The organism is Sphingobacterium sp. HSC-15S19 (genome assembly GCF_050433745.1).
GTDB lineage: Bacteria > Bacteroidota > Bacteroidia > Sphingobacteriales > Sphingobacteriaceae > Sphingobacterium > Sphingobacterium siyangense.
On the sequence record NZ_JBNPWQ010000002.1, the window covers coordinates 107,961 to 127,993 of the forward strand.

17 protein-coding genes are annotated in these 20,033 nt (G+C 38.8%); 10 read left to right on the forward strand and 7 right to left on the reverse strand.

The genetic code is table 11. The annotated features are described in order from the left end of the window. Nucleotides 1–7 precede the first annotated feature (7 nt). Genes L1283_RS02315 through L1283_RS02325 form a run of 3 tightly spaced genes read right to left on the reverse strand, consistent with a single transcriptional unit; the run spans nt 8 to nt 3,047 of the window. Nucleotides 8–1,054 (reverse strand): ABC transporter ATP-binding protein, encoded by a 1,047-nt coding sequence (locus tag L1283_RS02315; RefSeq protein ID WP_286732254.1) that lies wholly within the window; start codon nt 1,052–1,054, stop codon nt 8–10. A gap of 16 nt (nt 1,055–1,070) precedes the next feature. Beyond that, a complete protein-coding gene (gene tsaE / locus L1283_RS02320) occupies nt 1,071–1,481 on the reverse strand; it encodes a tRNA (adenosine(37)-N6)-threonylcarbamoyltransferase complex ATPase subunit type 1 TsaE (protein WP_145327255.1) in 411 nt (136 codons plus the stop codon). Between the two features lie 12 nt (nt 1,482–1,493). Continuing rightward, nucleotides 1,494–3,047: a bifunctional response regulator/alkaline phosphatase family protein gene (locus L1283_RS02325; RefSeq protein ID WP_075990785.1), complete on the reverse strand. Its 1,554-nt coding sequence runs from the start codon at nt 3,045–3,047 to the stop codon at nt 1,494–1,496. Nucleotides 3,048–3,267: 220 nt separating this feature from the next. Between L1283_RS02325 and L1283_RS02330 the strand changes: the two genes are divergently transcribed. The 8 genes from L1283_RS02330 (at nt 3,268) to L1283_RS02365 (ending at nt 12,231) form a co-directional block, all read left to right on the forward strand. Continuing rightward, a complete protein-coding gene (locus L1283_RS02330; protein ID WP_429625728.1) occupies nt 3,268–4,518 on the forward strand; it encodes an HD domain-containing protein in 1,251 nt (416 codons plus the stop codon). A gap of 33 nt (nt 4,519–4,551) precedes the next feature. Further along, nucleotides 4,552–5,592 carry a UDP-3-O-(3-hydroxymyristoyl)glucosamine N-acyltransferase gene (gene lpxD, locus L1283_RS02335; protein WP_046674769.1) on the forward strand — a complete coding sequence of 347 codons (1,041 nt, stop codon included), beginning with the start codon at nt 4,552–4,554 and terminating at the stop codon, nt 5,590–5,592. 139 nt (nt 5,593–5,731) lie between these two features. Continuing rightward, a complete protein-coding gene (locus L1283_RS02340) occupies nt 5,732–7,132 on the forward strand; it encodes a bifunctional UDP-3-O-[3-hydroxymyristoyl] N-acetylglucosamine deacetylase/3-hydroxyacyl-ACP dehydratase (RefSeq protein ID WP_172840641.1) in 1,401 nt (466 codons plus the stop codon). Nucleotides 7,133–7,142: 10 nt separating this feature from the next. Then, a complete protein-coding gene (gene lpxA / locus L1283_RS02345) occupies nt 7,143–7,931 on the forward strand; it encodes an acyl-ACP--UDP-N-acetylglucosamine O-acyltransferase (protein WP_075990789.1) in 789 nt (262 codons plus the stop codon). Between the two features lie 17 nt (nt 7,932–7,948). Beyond that, a complete protein-coding gene (locus tag L1283_RS02350; protein WP_312208582.1) occupies nt 7,949–8,578 on the forward strand; it encodes an ABC transporter ATP-binding protein in 630 nt (209 codons plus the stop codon). A gap of 257 nt (nt 8,579–8,835) precedes the next feature. Beyond that, nucleotides 8,836–9,396 (forward strand): elongation factor P, encoded by a 561-nt coding sequence (gene efp, locus L1283_RS02355; RefSeq protein WP_046674772.1) that lies wholly within the window; start codon nt 8,836–8,838, stop codon nt 9,394–9,396. Nucleotides 9,397–9,648: 252 nt separating this feature from the next. Then, nucleotides 9,649–10,233: a 5-formyltetrahydrofolate cyclo-ligase gene (locus tag L1283_RS02360; protein ID WP_088159998.1), complete on the forward strand. Its 585-nt coding sequence runs from the start codon at nt 9,649–9,651 to the stop codon at nt 10,231–10,233. 327 nt (nt 10,234–10,560) lie between these two features. Next, nucleotides 10,561–12,231 (forward strand): helix-turn-helix transcriptional regulator, encoded by a 1,671-nt coding sequence (locus tag L1283_RS02365; protein ID WP_429625729.1) that lies wholly within the window; start codon nt 10,561–10,563, stop codon nt 12,229–12,231. 122 nt (nt 12,232–12,353) lie between these two features. Here the strand turns inward: L1283_RS02365 and galE are convergent, their stop codons facing one another. Then, on the reverse strand, nt 12,354–13,385 hold the full coding sequence (gene galE / locus L1283_RS02370; protein ID WP_088160000.1) for a UDP-glucose 4-epimerase GalE: 1,032 nt from the start codon (nt 13,383–13,385) through the stop codon (nt 12,354–12,356). Further along, nucleotides 13,385–14,377: a UDP-glucuronic acid decarboxylase family protein gene (locus L1283_RS02375; protein WP_088160001.1), complete on the reverse strand. Its 993-nt coding sequence runs from the start codon at nt 14,375–14,377 to the stop codon at nt 13,385–13,387. Before L1283_RS02375 ends, galE begins: the two co-directional genes overlap by 1 nt. Nucleotides 14,378–14,442: 65 nt before the next feature. Between L1283_RS02375 and L1283_RS02380 the strand changes: the two genes are divergently transcribed. Next, the gene (locus L1283_RS02380; RefSeq protein WP_429625730.1) at nt 14,443–15,687 is read left to right on the forward strand and encodes a 3-deoxy-D-manno-octulosonic acid transferase; all 1,245 of its coding nucleotides are present in this window, start codon (nt 14,443–14,445) and stop codon (nt 15,685–15,687) included. A 47-nt stretch (nt 15,688–15,734) separates the two neighbouring features. Here the strand turns inward: L1283_RS02380 and L1283_RS02385 are convergent, their stop codons facing one another. Continuing rightward, nucleotides 15,735–17,186: a glyceraldehyde-3-phosphate dehydrogenase gene (locus L1283_RS02385; RefSeq protein WP_429625731.1), complete on the reverse strand. Its 1,452-nt coding sequence runs from the start codon at nt 17,184–17,186 to the stop codon at nt 15,735–15,737. A 134-nt stretch (nt 17,187–17,320) separates the two neighbouring features. Next, nucleotides 17,321–18,553: a radical SAM family heme chaperone HemW gene (gene hemW, locus L1283_RS02390; RefSeq protein WP_429625732.1), complete on the reverse strand. Its 1,233-nt coding sequence runs from the start codon at nt 18,551–18,553 to the stop codon at nt 17,321–17,323. Nucleotides 18,554–18,823: 270 nt separating this feature from the next. Between hemW and L1283_RS02395 the strand changes: the two genes are divergently transcribed. After that, nucleotides 18,824–19,945, forward strand: a complete 1,122-nt coding sequence (locus tag L1283_RS02395) for a glycoside hydrolase family protein (RefSeq protein ID WP_208734111.1) — start codon at nt 18,824–18,826, stop codon at nt 19,943–19,945. The last annotated feature ends 88 nt before the right edge of the window (nt 19,946–20,033 follow it).

The following is a 20,033-nucleotide window of genomic DNA, read 5'->3' on the forward strand; positions in this document are numbered from 1 at the left end:
TATACAATTAATGGTCAAAAGATATCCAGTGAGATATTGTTAGATCGACAGCCTGTAGTTTTTGTGGAATTATTTGCGATGTTATAATCGCATGTAAGTTAATCTCATTATTACTGACTACGATTTCATAATAAAAACCTCTGAATCGCACATCTTTTACAAAAAAAGTAGACTGCTCAGAAGGACTTATTGAAATCCATTCTTGGTGTATCGCGACTGGTTTTTCGCTTGTTATGCCTAAATTTTGAGCTTGCTCAACTTGTAATATATTGCTTTTTGCCAGTAATTGCGCCGTATAAGGGTGCGATGGATTGCTATACAATACATGTGGATTGTTTTGATCTAGGATTTTACCAGATTTCATCACGATGAGGTTATCTGCTAAAGCAAGTACTTCCGTAGGATCGTGTGAAACTAAAATGACGGTCAGCCCAGTTTCTTTAACAATATCTTTTATGTCCTGTTGCAAGGTATCCCTAAAAGAGGCATCAACCTGATTGAAGGGTTCATCCATTAGTAAAACTTCAGGCTCGTTGATCAAAGCACGACAGATGGCGACACGTTGTTTTTCTCCGCCACTGATGTCTGCTACTCTTTTTTTAGCGAGGTGATCTATCCGTAGGCGTTGTAATATTTCCGCAGTTTTGTCTTGTTTGCGTTTGATATCTGTGTTTGGCAACTGCGATGCAACATTATCCCATACATTGGCATAAGTATTCAAATCGTCAAAGCCTTGCGAGACTAATTTCATGGCATCATGTCCGGGGATCAACTTGTCCTTGCGCGTTGGAACCTGCCAACCTTTATAGCGCACAATGCCCCCAGTTGGTTCCAAAAGACCGTAGATAAGTCGCAGTAATGTACTTTTTCCACTGCCAGATTCACCAATGATTGCTGTTATTTTTCCTTCATCGATATCGAAAGAACTATTTTCAACAGCAAACTGCATATTGTTCTCATGAAAGGAAAAGCTAAGGTGCTCGGCGTGTATAGCCGCTAGTCCGGGAACATGGATATCAGATGGAATATATTGACAAGATGATAAATGAGCCATAGTAGAGAAAAGGTAGTTAACGAATAGAAATTTTACGTGTTGTTGCATCTATGATGCTAATATGTATCTCTTTTGCTTCTTTAGGAAGTAAATTGGGGATTTTCTCCGGCCATTCAACAAAGCAATATGCACCTGAATAGAAATATTCCTCATAGCCAAAATCGAATGCCTCCTGCTCATCTTTAATGCGGTAAAAATCAAAGTGATATATGGGGCCTGCGGGAGACTCATATTCATTAACAATGGAGAATGTTGGACTAGATGTACTATCTTGTACATTTAATTGTTTACACAGGTATTTTACAAAAGTTGTCTTTCCTGCTCCCATTGAACCATATAATAGAAAAATCCGGTCCTTTGGAAAACTATTTAAAAGTGTCTGAGCCGCTTGAGATAGATCTGCTGTCGTATTTACAATGATTTCCATGTTGCAAAATTACTATTTCGGTAAGTATGTCGCAAAGGGGATAATCATTTCTTCCAAAGAGATTCCACCATGTTGGAATGTTCCATTAAAGTAATTGACAAATTGATTGTAGTTGTTGGGGTAAACAAAATACGAATCTTCTTTGGCAAAAACGTATGTTGAACTAACATGAAGTTTAGGCAACTGTGCCTCGTGGGGATTTTTGATAGCAAAAACATCTTTGTCAATATAGTTCAGATTTTTCCCTTGCTTATATCTCAAATTTGTATTTGTATTTCGATCACCAACAATTTTACTTGGCTTTTTTACACGGATCGTGCCATGGTCGGTTGTAATAATCACACGAACTTTCTTTTGTGAGAGCCATTTTAAAGCCTCCAATAGAGGTGAGTGTTCAAACCATGACAAAGTGAGGGAGCGATAAGCCGCTTCATCGTTTGCTAATTCACGAATCATAGAGCTGTCCGTACGCGCGTGCGAAAGCATGTCAACAAAGTTATACACCAATACATTCAGTTGATTGTGCATCAAATTGCCGAGATTGTCTAACACGTCTTTTCCTTGTTCCAGGGTCAAAATTTTCGTGTAAGAGTGTTTTATAGACTTGCGGTAAAGTCGCTTGATCTGATCTTCTAAAAATTTATCCTCATATAAATTCTTGCCACCTTCATCTTCATCGTTTTGCCATAATTTAGGGAAGCGTTTTTCCATTTCCAGTGGAGTTAATCCACTAAAGATGGCATTTCTAGCATATTGTGTTGCTGTTGGTAAAATACTGTAATAGTTTATCTCCTCCTCAAGTCTAAAATAGTCGGTGATTACCTCATTGATAATTTTCCATTGATCGAAACGCAAATTGTCTATTAAAAAGAAAAATGTCGGTATATCATCTTCTATGGTCGGAAATACCTTCTTCTTAAATAGCTGGTGTGATAGAATGGGCGCGTTTTCGGGGCGATTAATCCACTGGATATAGTTGTTTTCTATAAATTTGGAGAATTGCATGTTTGCTTCGGATTTTTGCATCGTCAGAATTTCATGCATATTGTTATCTTCAAGCTTTTCGAGGGACAATTCCCAGTAGACAAGTTTTTTGTAAACTTCTGACCATTGGTTGAAATCCAGATTGTCATTCAGGATCATCCCCAAATTGCGGAAGTCTTGTTGATAAGCCATGGATGTTTTCTCATTGACAAGACGTTTGTTTTCCGTTAATTTTTTTATTGTCATCAAGATCTGCTTGGGGTTGACCGGCTTGATAAGATAATCATCTATTTTGGAGCCGATGGCATCTTCCATGACATGTTCTTCTTCATTTTTTGTGACTAGAACAACGGGGACAGTAGGGTTGATCGATTTGAGTATGGCAAGTGTTTCGAGCCCGGTTAGCCCAGGCATATTTTCGTCTAAGAAAACGAGGTGGAAAAAACCATTTTTAAAGGCTTCAACGGCATCATTTCCATTGTTGACTGTGTCAACTTTGTAACCCTTGCTTTCTAAAAATAAAATGTGTGGTTTTAGAAAGTCAATTTCATCGTCAGCCCAAAGAATATGTGTTTTTTGCATCTTGTTATTATATGTCTATTAGTAGTAGAGGGGAGGATCGGATTTTCGATCTCATGCTAACATAAGCAAATATCGTGCTTCAGATTTTATTTTTAACATTTCTTAACGATGAACTAACTATCTTTGTTTTAAGTTTATACTAGTGTTAACCAGGAGTTCACGATTAAAGGGCTCGGTTTCATATTTATAGTGTTGATGATCGTATTAATTTGTCTCCACATTGAACAAAAATAAAATTATTAATGATCCGGTATATGGATTTGTCGCTATTCCTACAGGATTGGTCTTTGACCTAGTGCAACATCCTTATTTCCAAAGGCTCCGCTATATTAAGCAGGTGAGCATGACACATCTCGTCTATCCCGGAGCTTTGCATACTCGTTTTCAGCATGCCATAGGAGCGATGCATTTGATGTCGATGGCATTGGAAACTTTGAGGAGTAAAGGTGTTATAATTTCAGGGGATGAAGAGGAGGCTGTTCTGTCGGCAATATTGCTGCATGATATAGGTCACGGCCCTTTTTCACATTCCTTGGAGCATAGTTTGATTGAAGGAGTTTCACATGAGTTATTGTCCTCCCTATTGATGGATCGTATCAACCAGGATTTGGACGGAAGGTTAAGCTTGGCAATTACAATCTTTAACAATAAATATGAACGCAGATTTCTCCATCAATTGGTGTCGAGCCAATTGGACGTTGATCGAATGGATTACCTCAATAGAGATAGTTTTTTTACCGGTGTATCGGAAGGCGTGATCTCATTTGATCGTATCATAAAAATGCTCAATGTCGTGGCGGATGAAATCGTGGTGGAATATAAAGGGCTGTATTCTGTGGAGAAATTCCTGATTGCACGACGGCTCATGTATTGGCAAGTCTATTTACATAAGACCGTTATCGGTGCTGAACAATTATTGATTAAAATTCTGCAGCGGGCAAAATATTTAACGGCTACTGGTCATAAGCTCTTTTCTACTCCGGCGTTTCATTGGTTTTTAAGCCAGCAGGTCAACAAAACTAATTTTTTGGATGATCCGTTACATTTGGATTGGTTTACTCGTTTAGATGATACGGATATTATGTCTGCGATAAAAACATGGGAACATCATGAGGATTCTATTTTAAGTACAATGTGCCAGCGCGTTATGAAACGTAATCTATATCGCTCTGTCATGAGCAATAAACCATTCTCGCCAGCATATGTAGATTTAGTGAAATCGAAAGTACAAGCTGAGCTGGGTGTGGCTCAGGAGGATATTCATTATTATGTATTTATGCAGGAAATTCAAAACCGTGCCTATAATTCTTCCAAGGATCAAATAAAAATATTATTGAAATCCGGTGAGCTCGTGGATATAACAGAGGCTTCTGATCTAGGGAATTTAGAAGCACTATCGAAAAATGTGGCTAAATACGCCTTATGTTATCCAAAAGAGGTGGGATATGTTGCAATTACTTCCATCAAGTAGTTATTTTTTAATAAAAAAACATAGATTTGTACCATGCAATTTACTGCTCAACAAATAGGGACATTATTAGAAGGACGGATTGAAGGAAATCCAGAAGTTACTGTAGGTAACCTTGCCAAAATTGAGGAAGGTAAAAAAGGCGATCTTTCTTTTTTGTCAAATCCAAAATATGAGCATTTTATTTATACTACTGACGCCTCGATTGTAATTGTGAATGAAGATTTACAATTGACCCAAGCAACTAAGCCGACTTTAACGATCATACGGGTAAAGAATGCATATGCTGCTTTCTCTACTATTCTGAATATGTATAATGAGTTCCGTCTTGACAAAAGCGGACGTGAGGAGCCTCATTTTATACATACTGAAGCGGAGATCGGCCAAGGAGGTTATATTGGTGCATTCGTATATATTGGGCGTGGGGCTTCCATTGGAGATAATGTGAAAATCTACCCACAAGTCTATATTGGCGATAAAGTTACGATTGGCGATAATACAACACTCTACCCAGGCGTAAAGATTTATCATGATTGTAAGATTGGGAAAAATGTGGTAGTACATTCTGGTGTTGTGATTGGATCGGATGGATTTGGATTTGCTCCACAAGAAGACGGAACATATAAAAAAGTACCTCAGATTGGTTATGTGCAAGTGGAGGATAATGTCGAGATTGGCGCCAATACTGTAATCGATAGGGCAACAATGGGCGCTACAATAGTGCGCGATGGTGTTAAGTTGGATAATTTGATTCAAATTGCACATAATGTTGATATTGGAAAGAATACCGTAATCGCAGCGCAAACAGGTATTTCTGGTAGTTCAAAAATTGGAGAACATGTGGTTTTAGGAGGTCAGGTTGGTGTCGTTGGACATATTGTTGTTGCAAAGGGATCTCAAATCCAAGCCCAATCAGGAGTGAATAGATCGATTAAAGAAGAAGGTAAAAAGTGGGGCGGTACGCCAGTGATGCCTTACCAGCCGCAGTTGCGCTCCAATGTAATTTTTGCACGTCTTCCTGAGTTGGAAAAACGAATCCAAGAGTTAGAAAAGTTAGTAGAAAAAAAATTGAAATAATTATTTTTCATTGAAAATAAACTGTTCTTTAATTGTGATGAAATAATCATTCCTAGCAAGGCGATGGCGAACATCGATATAGCTTAAAGGATAAATGTTTTGTCAAAAGAAGTTTTGATTTAAAAATATGTTATTAGAAATGAATGTAAAACAGAGAACCATCAAAAACGAGGTTGAAATTTCGGGGGTAGGTCTTCATACAGGAAAAATTGTATCGATGACTATTAAACCCGCTCCGGAAAATCACTGGTTTAAGTTCAGACGTGTAGATTTAGAGGGGCAACCAGAAATTTTGGTTGATGCGGATAATGTTACGGATACCTCCAGGGGGACGACAATAACGCAGAATGGAGCAAGTGTGAGTACAATTGAACATTTGATGGCATCGTTAATTGGTTTACAAATTGATAATGTGCTGATTGATATTGATGGTCCTGAAATACCAATTCTAGACGGTAGTTCAGCTATTTTTGTGAAGTTGTTAGAGGAAGCGGGATTTGAAGAACAAGATGCTGATCGGGATTATTATGAGATTTCGAATAATATTCATTATGCAGAGCCAGATCGCAAAGTCGAAATACTGGGCATGCCAATGGATGGTTATCGTTTGACTTGTATGATCGATTTTAATTCGCCTGTGTTGGGAAGTCAACATGCAGCAATAACATCGATTGAGGATTTTAAATCTGAAATAGCCTCTTCGCGTACGTTTTGTTTTTTACACGAATTGGAAATGTTGGTTGATCATGGCCTTATTAAAGGTGGTGATTTAAGTAATGCAATCGTTATTGTGGACAAGGAGACTTCTCCTGAGGAATTGCAAAAATTAGCGCATCTTTTTCATAAAGAAACCGTTGCAGTTGCTAAGGAAGGAATATTAAACAATAATCAATTGCGTTACCAAAATGAACCTGCTCGACATAAATTGTTGGACATGGTTGGAGATTTAGCGCTAGTCGGAAGACCTTTGAAAGGGCATATTATGGCTGCAAGGCCAGGCCATGCAGCGAATGTGGCTTTTGCAAAAAAGATAAAGGAGCAGATCAAGAAAGATAAAACACGTAAAAAAATTAAAGTTTACGATCCCAATATGCCGGCATTATACGATACGGTTGAAATCATGAAGATTTTACCTCATCGTCAACCCATGCTTATGGTCGATAAAATTCTTGAATTGACAGAAACACATGTTGTGGGTTTGAAGAATGTTACCATGAACGAAGATTTATTTATGGGACATTTTCCTGGTGCACCATTATTCCCTGGTGTTTTGCAAGTAGAGGCTATGGCACAAACAGGGGGAATTTTAGTACTGAAGACGGTTCCTGATCCAGAGAATTGGTTGACCTTATTCCTTAAAATTGAAAATGCACGTTTTAAAGCGCAGGTAACTCCAGGGGATTCTGTTATTTTTAGATGTGACTTGATGGAGCCGATCCGAAGAGGTATCGCAAAAATGAAAGGTGTGGCTATGGTAGGAGAGAAAATCGTGTGTGAAGCGGAGCTTATGGCACAGATCGTAAGAGTAAATAACAACTAAAGTAGTATAGATGATACAGCCATTAGCTTATATTCATCCGGAGGCAAAAATTGCTAAAAATGTGGTCATCGAGCCATTTGTAACCATTTATAAAGATGTCGTCATTGGTGAAGGCACTTGGATAGGATCAAATGTGACGATCATGGATGGAGCTCGAATTGGAAAAAACTGTAAAATATATCCCGGTGCAGTAATCTCTGGGGAACCTCAAGATTTAAAATTTGATGGTGAGATTACCACAGCTGAAATTGGAGACAATACAACCATTCGTGAGTGTGTAACAATCAATAGAGGAACCAAGGATAGGTATAAAACGGTCATTGGAAAAAACTGTTTGATCCAAGCTTATAGTCATGTTGCACATGATTGTGAAGTAGGTGATAATTGTGTTTTTTCGAACAACAGTACACTTGCTGGACATATTACAGTAGGTGATTATGTTGTACTTGCTGGAATGGTTGCTGTTCACCAATTTGTCAAAATTGGTTCGCATGCATTTGTTACCGGTGGTTCATTGGTGCGTAAGGATATTCCTCCTTTTGTTAAGGCCGCACGTGAACCGATTTCTTATGCTGGTATTAATTCTGTTGGATTGAGAAGAAGAGGATTTTCGGAAGAGCAAATTGCCGAGATTCAGAATCTTTATCGAATTCTTTTTGTCCAAAACAGAAACCTGGCTAAAGCAATAGAAATTATAGAAGCTGAATATCAGGCAACGGAAATCCGTGATGAAATTTTGGATTTTATTCGGAACTCCGGCCGGGGTATCATGAAAGGATTCAATAATAGAGCGATGTAGTCGCGTTGTCGATTCTAGTGAATTTGAAAATTACATTAAAAGATATTGGTAGGAGGTATAACAATGAATGGATTTTTAGGCATATAAACTATACCTTCGAGTCCGGCAAGAGTTATGCCATCCTTGGCCATAATGGTTCCGGAAAGTCCACTTTCCTAAAAGTGCTTTCAAGTAGTTTGACACCCTCATCGGGTGAATTGATCTACACGGATGGAGACCAAGTCCTAGGTGTGGAAACTATATATCAGCAGCTGTCTCTCGCAGCTCCTTATGTTGAACTGATCGAGGAGTTTACCTTAAACGAGCTGATTGATTTTCATTTTAAATTTAAAAATTATCTTCCTTCTTTTGATAAAGAAACTGTTGTAAACGTATTGGGATTGGAACATGCGCTTGACAGAGAGATCCGGTTTTTTTCATCAGGCATGCGTCAACGTGTAAAGCTAGCGCTAGCTTGTTGTTCTGCATCTGCCTTGGTTTTGTTGGATGAGCCTACAAGTAATTTGGATAGTGCGGGTGAACAATGGTATCTTCGTTTAATTGAGCGCACAAAAGTGGAATCTAGATTGTTTATCGTCTGTTCCAACCAAAAAAAAGAGTATGAATTCTGCGATGAAAGTATTTCTATCGTCGATTTCAAGTCTTAGGGGATCAACAATTGTTTCTGCCCTATTAAAAATAGGAGAAAAGTTTTTTGTCCTGTATCAAAAATGATTATTTCCCATAAACCATCAAGATTGCATAACCATTAACAGCTACGAAAGTGAACTGAAGGTTCTCTCCGGCCAATAAAAACAAACACTTTCAGAAAAAAAAGTAGCGAATGAAATTTTAATAACACAATTAGTTTTTGTACTTTTGACGACTCAATAATGAGATAACCGTTTAAAGTTCAATTCAAAGAATGGCTAAGGCATCAGAGGTAAAATCAGGAAATATCTTAAGATTTAATGGAGAATTAGTATCCGTAGAAGAATATATACACCGTACACCAGGCAATTTACGTGCGTTTTATCAAGCGAGAATGCGTAATGTTAAAACTGGTAAGTTAGTTGAATACCGTTTTAGAGTTGACGAATCTGTAGAAATTGCACGTGTAGAAACTAGCGATTATCAGTATTTGTATGAGGATGGAGATTTCTTCGTGGTAATGGATAACAATACATACGAGCAATTCAATATTCCTAAATTTTTGTTCGGTGATTCAGCTCGTTTCTTGAAAGAGGGAATGACTGTAATTATTGCTTTTGAAAGTGATGAGCCTATCATGGCAGAAGCTCCAAAAAGTGTTGAGTTAGAAATTACATATACTGAACCGGCTGTAAAAGGAGATACTTCTACAAATGCGTTGAAAAAAGCAACTGTAGAGACTGGTGTTGAAATTATGGTACCGTTGTTCATTAATCAAGGTGAGAAAGTAAGAGTCGATACGCAAACAGGTAATTATATCGAGCGCGTAAAATAATAGAAAGATTTTAGGTTTAGGTTGATTATTCGGTCTTGTTAGCGCTCGCTACAAGGCCGTTTTTTTATGACTAGACTGCGTTTAACACCTGGTTTTTCTATTCTGAACGAGAATTTCTATTTGCTTTTGAAGCTTAAATAAAAATTGAATTGGAAGGAATGCTATTTTTGATTGATCTTGGCATAAGTGATGGAATTTAATGGGGATTTTGGTAAGAAAGGGAAATAAATTTTAGGAATAACTATTCTACAAATGAAATCGAAACAAGAATTACGACTTGAATATAAAACTAAGCGATGTCAATTGTCTTTAGAGAGAGAAACTGCGCTCAATGAACGATTACTTTCGCAATTTACAAAGCTTGATCTCTCAAGGGTCGAATTTTTGCATATTTTCCTTCCCATAGGGAAATACCACGAACCCAATACATATTTAATAATAAATTATATTCAAGCGTTTTTTCCGCAGATAAAGATCGTTGTTTCGCGATCTAATTTTGATGATTACTCGATGCAACATTTCATATTGGATGAACATACACGATTTGAGACGAACAACTGGGGTATTCCAGAGCCAACCTCTGGCATTAAGGTAGCTTCATCGCTTATTGATATGATTATAGTGCCGTTGTTAATTTTTGATCTTTTCGGCTATAGAGTAGGTTATGGAAAAGGGTTTTACGACCGTTTTTTCTCGTCTTGTAAAGTTGGTGTACAGCGTGTCGGACTATCTTTTTTTAATCCAATTGATGTTATTGCGGATAAAAATGAATATGATGTCCAATTAACGAAAGCTATAACACCAGATCATATTTATCATTTTTTTGATAAAAAGTAATACTATTGGTCAAAAGAATAATCTCACCACGTTTAGTGAATAGTCACAAGGTTTTCCAATAAGTGGCTTCTTTGTTTAATTCGCGAACAATAGTAGCGTATTATTTAATACACTATTGTTATTTTTAATCGAAGAATGTAAGGCATGATTACGGTCTAAACCTTAACTGTGTTTGCGGTTGGTTGATTTTGTCTCATGATGATTTAATTAAAATTATTTTTTATTTTTATTGCGAAATTCAATGCCTGAGCCGATATGTTTCGATGTCTTCTATTTTTTCTTTTTCTAACAATCATCCCTTGTCGTTTTGTCTATGGTATGGATTTAATGGATTCCAATTCCTCGATAGAAGAGAAGAACTTTTACGAAACAATTATAAAAGAATCAGCGCAGTATCAATCCTCTAGTCTGTCGTTAAGCAAATATCTTGCACCATATTTTAGCCAAGCGGTACGAAAAAATGATAAGGCACTTTTGGCAATCTATTATTGTTTACTGGCGGATCAGTCGTTTAATGCCGAAGGCGCAAGAAATAACTTTAGTGATAAATACTATTTAAAAGCGCTGGACCTTGAAGAAGGCTATAGCTATCAAAATGTACGCATTTGGGTAAAGGTAATGTATGGCTTTTACCTATATCGATGCCTGAAAGCCTCTGAGGCATTACCTTTTATCTTGGAAGGAGAGAAAGGGCTTGAAGATATACCGAAAGAGCTTGTTTTAGACCTAACGCAAACTTACAAGAAGCTTGGCTATTTTTTTGGAACTTTAGGTGATTATACTTCTGGAATTAAATATCTGGATTTAGGGCAACGACAAGAACAAATTTCACCGAAATTGAAAGCTGAAATCTTGGACAATTTAGGTTTACTGACATTGAAAAGTGGTGGTGATACCTTGCAGGCAATGAAAATTTTTGAATTGGCTCAAACTTTAGCACTTTCAGAAAATGACTCATTACGCTACGCGAAGATCTTAGGTAATCAGGCGGCTGTGTTTGAAGGTATGAAGGATTACCATAAGGCTTTATCGCTCCTAGATAAAGATCTTGAGATTTCCAGATCTCTTGGGAATGACCGAAATACAATTTTCGCCTTAGTGATGCGTATTCGATTAAATATAGCGAATAAGGAAACGAAGGATGTTCGTCATATGATTGCGGAAGCTGAATCTCTTTTATTGGGCTCGGATGATAAGAAGACAATACTTGAACTTGAGATTCACAAGTTGAATTTGGCGATGCAAAGTAACGATATAGGTCGTGAGCTGAATGCACGAAGAAGAATAGAACGTCTCCAAGACTCACTACGTTTTTTAGATGGTGATCCAGTATTGTCCCAATTGAAGTTTATGGCCGACAAGCAAAAGTACGCCGATAAATTATCGCTGGCACAAGCTGTTATTAAGAAAAAGCAAGCTGAGAGGCGATTATGGCTAATATTAAGTTTATTGGTATTGGTATTATTCTTTTTTATTTATAATGCTATTCGATCCCGTGCTAGAAAACGGATACGTGACTATGAATATCAGCTTCTTAATTTAAAGTATACAAAAGCAGAATTAGACAGGGAACTGGTGAGTTCTAAAAGCCAAGTTGAAGAATACGTCGCTTTTCTTAAGCGGAATAATGAACAGATAAATGTACTTTCTGCGATGCTTGAAGAAAAAGGGAATGTTGTTGAAAAAGATCGCGAGGAGCTAAAAATATTGTTGCAGTCACATCTCATCACTGAAGAGAAATGGCAGGAATTTAAATTATTGATTGTAAAAGAATTTCCCAATTTACTCCAGGATATACAATCTAGATTTCCCGATATAACGGAATCTAATCTGAGGATAATTGTGCTTATGAAACTGGGGCTAAATAATAAGGAAGTAGCCAACGTATTGGGGGTTACTCCAGACGCGATAAAAAAATCTATGCAGCGCTTGAAAAAGAAGCTCGGAGATCAGGCCGGGATGCTCATGGAATATATTTCCGACAAAGAGTTTGTTTAATGTCGACCTTCAGTTGGCAGAAGGACCCTTTGGGAGCCAAGTTATGACCGTCTACGTTTTTAAGACGGTCATATAAAGTTAAGCTGGGTATAATGCTTTGCTGTAGCAGCAGAGGCTACTGTTTAATCCAATGGATTTTCCTTCAGATTTTTTTCCCATGCCCAGGCAGAAGCCATCATTTCATCAATACCAAGTGCTGCTTTCCAATGCAACTGATTGGCCGATTTAGTGACGTCCCCGTAAACTTTGATGATATCTCCGTCACGACGTGGACCAAATTCGTAATTTAATTTTTGTCCTGAAGCTTTCTCAAAAGCCTTGATCGCTTCAAGGACAGAATATCCATTTCCTGTTCCCACATTAAAGACATCGTATTTTCCGTTCGGGTTGCCTTTTTCCAATAATCTGATTGCTGCAACGTGAGCTTTTGCTAAATCAACAACGTGGATATAGTCGCGGATGCAAGATCCGTCCGGTGTGTCGTAATCAGAGCCAAATACCGTTAATTTTTCTCTTTTTCCAATGGCTGTTTGTGTGATAAAAGGAAGCAGGTTCTGAGGAACACCGTTTGGTAATTCACCGATCAGTGCCGACTCATGTGCACCTACAGGGTTGAAATAACGGAGCGCAATAATATTGTAGTTGTCATATGCAGCAGCAGTTTCCTGCAGAATTTCTTCAGCAATTTGTTTTGTATTTCCATAAGGAGAGGTTGCCTTTTTTACGGGAGCACTCTCGTCTACAGGTAAGTAGTCTGGCTCACCATATACAGTACAGCTTGAAGAAAAGACAAAATTAATAGGCTTATTTTGATATGCCTCTAATAAGTTAATTAACGAGAAGAAATTGTTGTGGTAATATTTCAAAGGCTTCTGTACAGATTCACCTACAGCTTTAGAGGCCGCAAAATGGATAATTCCTGAGATATCGGTATTGTTTTTTACAAATTCATTCACGCGTTCTGTGTCACAAAGGTCAAATTGGTGAAATTCAGGTCTAACGCCGATGATCTTTTCAACCTGATCCAAAATTTTGATGTTTGAATTGGACAGATCATCCACGATGACAGGTACATATCCTGCTTGATGTAGTTCGACCACTGTGTGCGAACCGATATAACCTGTTCCTCCTGTGACTAGTATTTTTTTGTTCATTATTGTTGATTATAGTAAGTAAAGTCTTTATGTGATAAGGTATCCAAAGGGATCTTTTTGTAAAATGCTATGGTTTTTTTCAATCCTGTTTTTCGGTCTATTTGAGGTTCCCAGGCTAATTTTGATTTGGCCAAGCCAATATCGGGTTTCCGTTGTTTGGGATCATCAACCGGTAATGGTTCGTAGACGATTTTACTCGAGCTGTCTGTCAATTCGACAATTTCATGGGCCAATTGTAGCAAGCTGATTTCGTCTGGATTACCAATATTTATAGGTGTAGCACATGCCGAATGCAACAAGCGAAAGATGCCTTCGACCTGGTCGTCAATATAACAGAATGATCGTGTTTGTGAACCATCGCCAAAAATCGTGATGTCTTCGCCACGTATCGCTTGTGCGATAAAGGTGGGAATAGCTCGGCCGTCATTGAGACGCATTCTGGAACCAAAGGTGTTAAATATCCTGACAATACGGGTATCCAGACCATGTGCATTGTGATAGGCCATCGTTATTGCCTCTTGGAAGCGCTTCGCTTCATCGTATACACCACGAGGTCCCACGGGATTTACATTGCCCCAGTAGTCCTCGGATTGTGGTGAAACCAGTGGATCGCCATATACCTCAGAGGTGGAGGCTACCAAAATGCGTGCTTGTTTAGCACGCGCTAGGCCCAAGAGATTATGTGTGCCCAAAGATCCTACCTTCAATGTTTGTATGGGAATTTTAAGGTAATCAACGGGACTGGCTGGCGAAGCGAAATGCAGGATATAATCCAAGTGCCCGGGAACGTGCACAAATTTTGAGACATCGTGATGATAGAAGTCAAAATTTTCCAACTTAAATAGATGTGCTATATTCTGTAGATCTCCGGTAATCAGGTTGTCCATTCCAATTACATCGTAATCTTCCGCAATAAAGCGATCGCAAAGGTGAGAACCGAGGAAGCCAGCTGCTCCTGTTATCAAAATCCGTTTGCGATGTTTATTTTCCACTCAATGGTTCCGTTTAATGAAATGGGTTTAATATCTTTGACTAAGATAAACATTATTTTAAAAACATGCGTTTGCTTTATTCAATTGGAATCTTTCTTTATGGACTCTTACTGCGTATTTTGGCTCCTTTTCATGCCAAAGCCAAGCTCATGGTAGAGGGACGAAAAGACTGGTATTCGAGGATGAAACAAACGGTTGATTCTTCCCAAAAACATATTTGGTTTCACTTTGCTTCATTGGGGGAATTTGAGCAAGGAAGACCTGTCCTGGAAGCAGTGAAAAATAATTATTTGGATTATAAAATAATTGTAACATTTTATTCTCCCTCTGGCTATGAAATCAGAAAAAACACTGCTTTGGCCGATTATGTTTTTTATCTCCCCTACGATACTGCTCAGCACGCACGGCTTTTTCTCGACTTGATCAATCCAAGTTTCGCTGTGTTTACGAAATATGAATATTGGTATTATTTTTTTGAAGGCCTGCATAGACGGGGCATTCCCTTGTTTTTGATCTCAGCAATATTTAGACCCGATCAGATTTTCTTTCAGGCCTATGGTACTTTTTTTCTGAAAATTTTAAGTTATGTGACTTACTTCTTTGTGCAAAATGAAGAAAGTGTACGTCTTTTGAAAGAATTTGGGATACGGAATGCCGGGTTAGCCGGAGATACACGTTTTGATCGTGTGGTAGACATTCCTAAAAGCAGAAAAATGATTCCTGAGATCAGCCAATTTATTGGGGAAAATCCGGCCCTGGTTGCAGGAAGTACCTGGCCCGAGGATGAGCTGGCTCTACAGGAATTGCTTTTGGATTATTCAGACTATAAGCTGATCTTGGCTCCGCATGAAATCAATGAATCACATCTGGCGAGCATTTTTAACCTTTGGCCGAAGGCACTCCGCTTTTCGGACATGGCTACCTACGATGCCGCAACAATAGCCAATTCAAAGGTGCTGGTTATCGATAACATTGGAATGCTTTCGTCTTTGTATGGGTATGGCCAACTGGCCTATATTGGTGGTGGTTTTGGCGTTGGAATACATAACACTCTAGAGGCAGCAACATATGGCATACCGGTTCTATTTGGACCAAATTTCAAGAAATTTCAGGAAGCGAAAGATCTCGTACAAAATGGATCGGGTTTCGCCATTGCCAGTGCTAAAGAATTAAAGAAAGTTTTTGCTGTTTTACAAGATCAGACTGTCCGTCAAGAGGCCGGAAAATTGGCCCGTGAATATGTTCTGCAGAAAGCAGGAGCAACACCGATCATTATGAAATACCTCAAAAGCAATCCTGTAAAAATATAAACGGTAATTGCACAACGAACTACCGCTTATATTTTTAAAGTTTGATGCTAATAATATGTATACCTTCTTACGCCAGTAATATGACGAGATAAGCGCATTACCTGATGAGAATATCCGTATTCATTGTCGTACCAGACATATAGGATGACATTCCTACCATCTGACGAGACTATCGTCGCTGGAGCATCTATGATCGCAGCAGCAGTGGAGCCGATGATATCTGAAGAAACGAGTTCACTGTCTTTAGAAAATTTAATCTGTTCGACAAGGTCACCCTGTAGTGATGCCTCTTTTAAAAGTGCATTGATTTCTTCGACGGTAGTTTTAGATTTAATTTCGAGATTTAAAATTGCCAATGATCCATTTGGCACGGGAACGCGAATTGCATTGGAGGTCAGTTTGCCCTTCAATGAAGGCAATACTTTTGAAACGGCAGTCCCCGCTCCAGTTTCTGTGATCACCATATTGAGCGCTGCGGCACGCCCTCTTCTGGACTTCTTGTGCATATTGTCGACAAGGTTCTGATCGTTGGTATAGGAATGTATGGTTTCGATATGCCCTTTTTCAATACCTATTCTATTTTCAAGGACCGCCAAAATAGGAGAGATTGCGTTGGTCGTACAGGAAGCGGCGGAAAATATCGCATGCTGTTCCACGTCAATATCATTTTCGTTGACAGCATATACGATATTTGGAACACCTTTTCCGGGTGCTGTCAATAAAACTTGGGCGGCACCTCTGGATTTCAGGTGGCGACTCAGTTCGTGCTCATCTCGAAAAGCACCCGTATTGTCGACGACTAAAGCATGCTGTATTCCATAATAGGTATAATCGATGTCCTCTGGCTGTTTGGCAGAGATAAGGTGGACAGTGATGCCGTTGATAATAAGTGCCTGATTTGGAATGTCGACCTGTACGTCGCCTTCGAACGCACCATGTATGGAATCTGTTTTTAATAGTGTCGCTCTTTTCAATATGGACTTGCTATCATTGGCGTCTCGCGTTACAATGGCACGAAGGCGAAGCTGCTGTCCAGCACCGGCTTTATGCATAAGTTCTCGGGCGAGTAAACGGCCGATACGGCCAAATCCATAAAGCACAACATCGCGTGGTTTTAATTCCGCTTGTTGATTGATATCTTTTAATTCATTTGTAATAAAACTAGGCAGATCGTTGTTGTCAATAGTCTGTTTCTTGACCTGTAAGGTAAGTTTTCCGATATCGATACGCGCAGGTGATAGCGTGAGTTTTTCCAATGCCTGTGCTACGTGGAGGGTGTCAAAAATATGGAATGGCTCGTCGGTAAGGAGGACGCTTTCCTTGATCAGGTTGAGAATTGAACTCGATTTTACATCAATGAGTTGATTTCGAAAAAAGACAAGTTCAATAGCGTGGTTATACCACAGGTTACTGACAATTTGAATTAAGCTTACGGCAGCGTTTTGTTGCTCTCTGTAACTTTTGATCTCTAAATCAAAAGATGGCTTGTGTGACATCATAATTTTATAATAGATTATGTTGCAAACATAGTACAAACCGCCTAGAAAATAGATTTATATTTTTATTTTCGTAATTTTTTAAATGTAAACACTCTTAATATTATTATTTTAATAAAATATTAGTGATTTATTTGTTAATCCTCTATTATGAATAATTCAGACATGATATGATCAGCCATTAATTTACCGGGATCCGTCAAGCGTAATTTGTTTTCTTCCAAAACGAGATTTTTCTCTCCTAGAAATGGTTCAGCATCCTTTAGGACTCGGTTTTTGACAGATTGCCCGAATTTGCTTTCCAGCGCAATCAAATCCAGTCCCCACATGGTTCTTAGCGAAGTCATGATACTTTCGTTGATCTGGTCCAGCGTAGAAAGCTCCTCAATTTCCAGGGGAAGTTGGTTTGAATTGATTGAGGTCATATATTTCGCGTTGTTGGAAACATTCCAAGCTCTGGAAGTTCCATTGAACGAATGTGCTGAAGGGCCTATGCCAAGGTAATGTTTGCCTTTCCAATAATTTGTGTTATGACGTGCATATAGGCCATTTTTTGCAAAATTGGAAATTTCATATTGTTCATATCCCGCGGCTTTCAATGTATGGATAAGAAGACTCATCTGATCCGCTGCCTGATCAGAATCTATTGCCGGACTTAAGCCTTTTTTAATGAAGTGATCCAATGCTGTCTTATTTTCTACAGTCATGGAATACGAAGAAATATGGGGAATTTCAAAGTCAATCAGCTGTTGCATATTGTGGCGCCATTTCTCATCAGTCAACAGTGGGTAGCCATAAATAAGATCACAGGTAATATTTTCAAAGCCCGCGTCTTGCACCCGCATGATAGAAGCCAGTGCTTCCTGCTGATTATGTGCTCTGTTCATCCATTTAAGATCCTCTTCAAAGAAAGACTGTATGCCTATGCTGAATCGATTGATTGCTGTATTCCGCAGACTGTTTACTTTGGCCGCATTTAGATCGTCGGGGTTTGCTTCCAGCGTAATTTCAGCCTGATTTACGATGTCAAAATGCATTGCTATCGTATCGATGATCCGTGCGATCTCTTCAGCTTCCAATAAGGATGGCGTGCCACCACCAAAATAGATCGATTCGACCTTTTTGTCTTCCAAATAGGCTGCTCTGAGCTCGATTTCCCGTCGTATGGCATTGATCATCTCACTTTTGTATTGTAGTGAAGTGCTAAAATGGAAGTCACAGTAATGACAAGCCTGTTTACAAAAGGGGATATGGACATAAATCATGGGGACAAATATACCAAGACCTGACCAACTTCGCTTCTTATTCGTATTATTTCTTCTTTCTCGACGATGTATCCAGAAATATTCGTCGGACTCTTCTGTCTGCACACGAAGTGATTTAAAAAGAAAGTGCAATAGGATGGAAGAATCATCTAAAAGATGGTTGACAGCAAGCTAGTTATTCTTTATCTTGTCGTCAATATTTGTTAGTAGAAAGCACCAATATAGCACCTAATGTCAGATGAAGGAGGAGTGAATTCAAAGGTTTCCTTCTAGAAATAAAAAAGCTATCGGTACCAGCCGCGTTTAAATTATTTCATGGGAGCCTATCAAATAGATTAAAGAACGAATTATTTTCTTCTAATAAATGTAAAACGTATGAAAACCTCTCGTCGAGACTTTCTAAAAAATGTAGCCGGTGTTTCTGGCTTCTTCCTATTTTCAAACCATGGATATGCTTTGGGGGACAGTCTTGAAGACTCCTTTATAGATAAGTTATTACCGGCGCCAAAAGGAGGAGGATTTGCGATGAAAGATTATTGGATTTGGGATCCATCGGTCATAAAAGGAGAAGATGGACGATATCATATGTTTGCTTCGCGTTGGAGCAAACAATATGGCTTTGGTAATTGGGTGACAAATTCCGAAGTCGTCAGGGCTATTTCAGATACCGCTGAAGGGCCATACGAATTTGTTGAAGTTGTACTGCCTGCTCGGGGGAAGCAATATTTTGATGGCTGTACGACACACAATCCTCGAATTGTAAAAAATGGTGACTATTATGTGCTTTATTACTTTGGCAATAACTATGACGAACCAAATCCCTCTTTTACAGAAAATGTATGGGAGTCGGGCTTAGGCCAGAAAGCCTGGATGCATAAACGTATTGGGATGGCCTATTCCAAGTCAATTGCAGGGCCATGGAAGAGAGTTGATCAACCGATTCTGAATCCCCGTAAAGGGGAATGGGATGCCTCCATTACATCAAATCCTTCGCCAGTTGTCTTACCGAACGGAAAGGTTTATTTAGTTTATAAATCTTCCCCAGTAAATTATAATCCACCACTTTTATTGGGAGCCGCGCAAGCGGATTCTTTCCTCGGACCTTATCGCCGTTTATCGGACAAGCCTATTTTTTCATTTCATACAGACCAAAACCATGAAAACGATGTAGAAGATCCATTTGTCTGGTATAACGGTCAGCAGTTTGAACTTATTATGAAGGACCGTTACGGAAAGATCTGCGGTGAAGAGGGGGGCGGGATACATGCTTATTCCAAAGATGGCATAGATTGGCATCTTTCGAAGTCTGTAAAAGCTTATTCTAAAACAATTCAATGGGATGATGGCACGACGAGTCATCAGGCCAATTTTGAACGACCGTTTTTACTATTTGAAAATGGGAAGCCTACTCATTTGTTTGCGGCAACCGGGGATGGTTCAGAGCCCTATCAATTTGAACGTACATGGAATATGGTTATTCCTCTTAAGAGTATATAAGCCACGGAATTAAAAAACGGCTTCCAAACCGCGTCATATATATTGGGTTTGGAAGCTGTCTTGATTTTCCCATCTGTTCGGATAATGG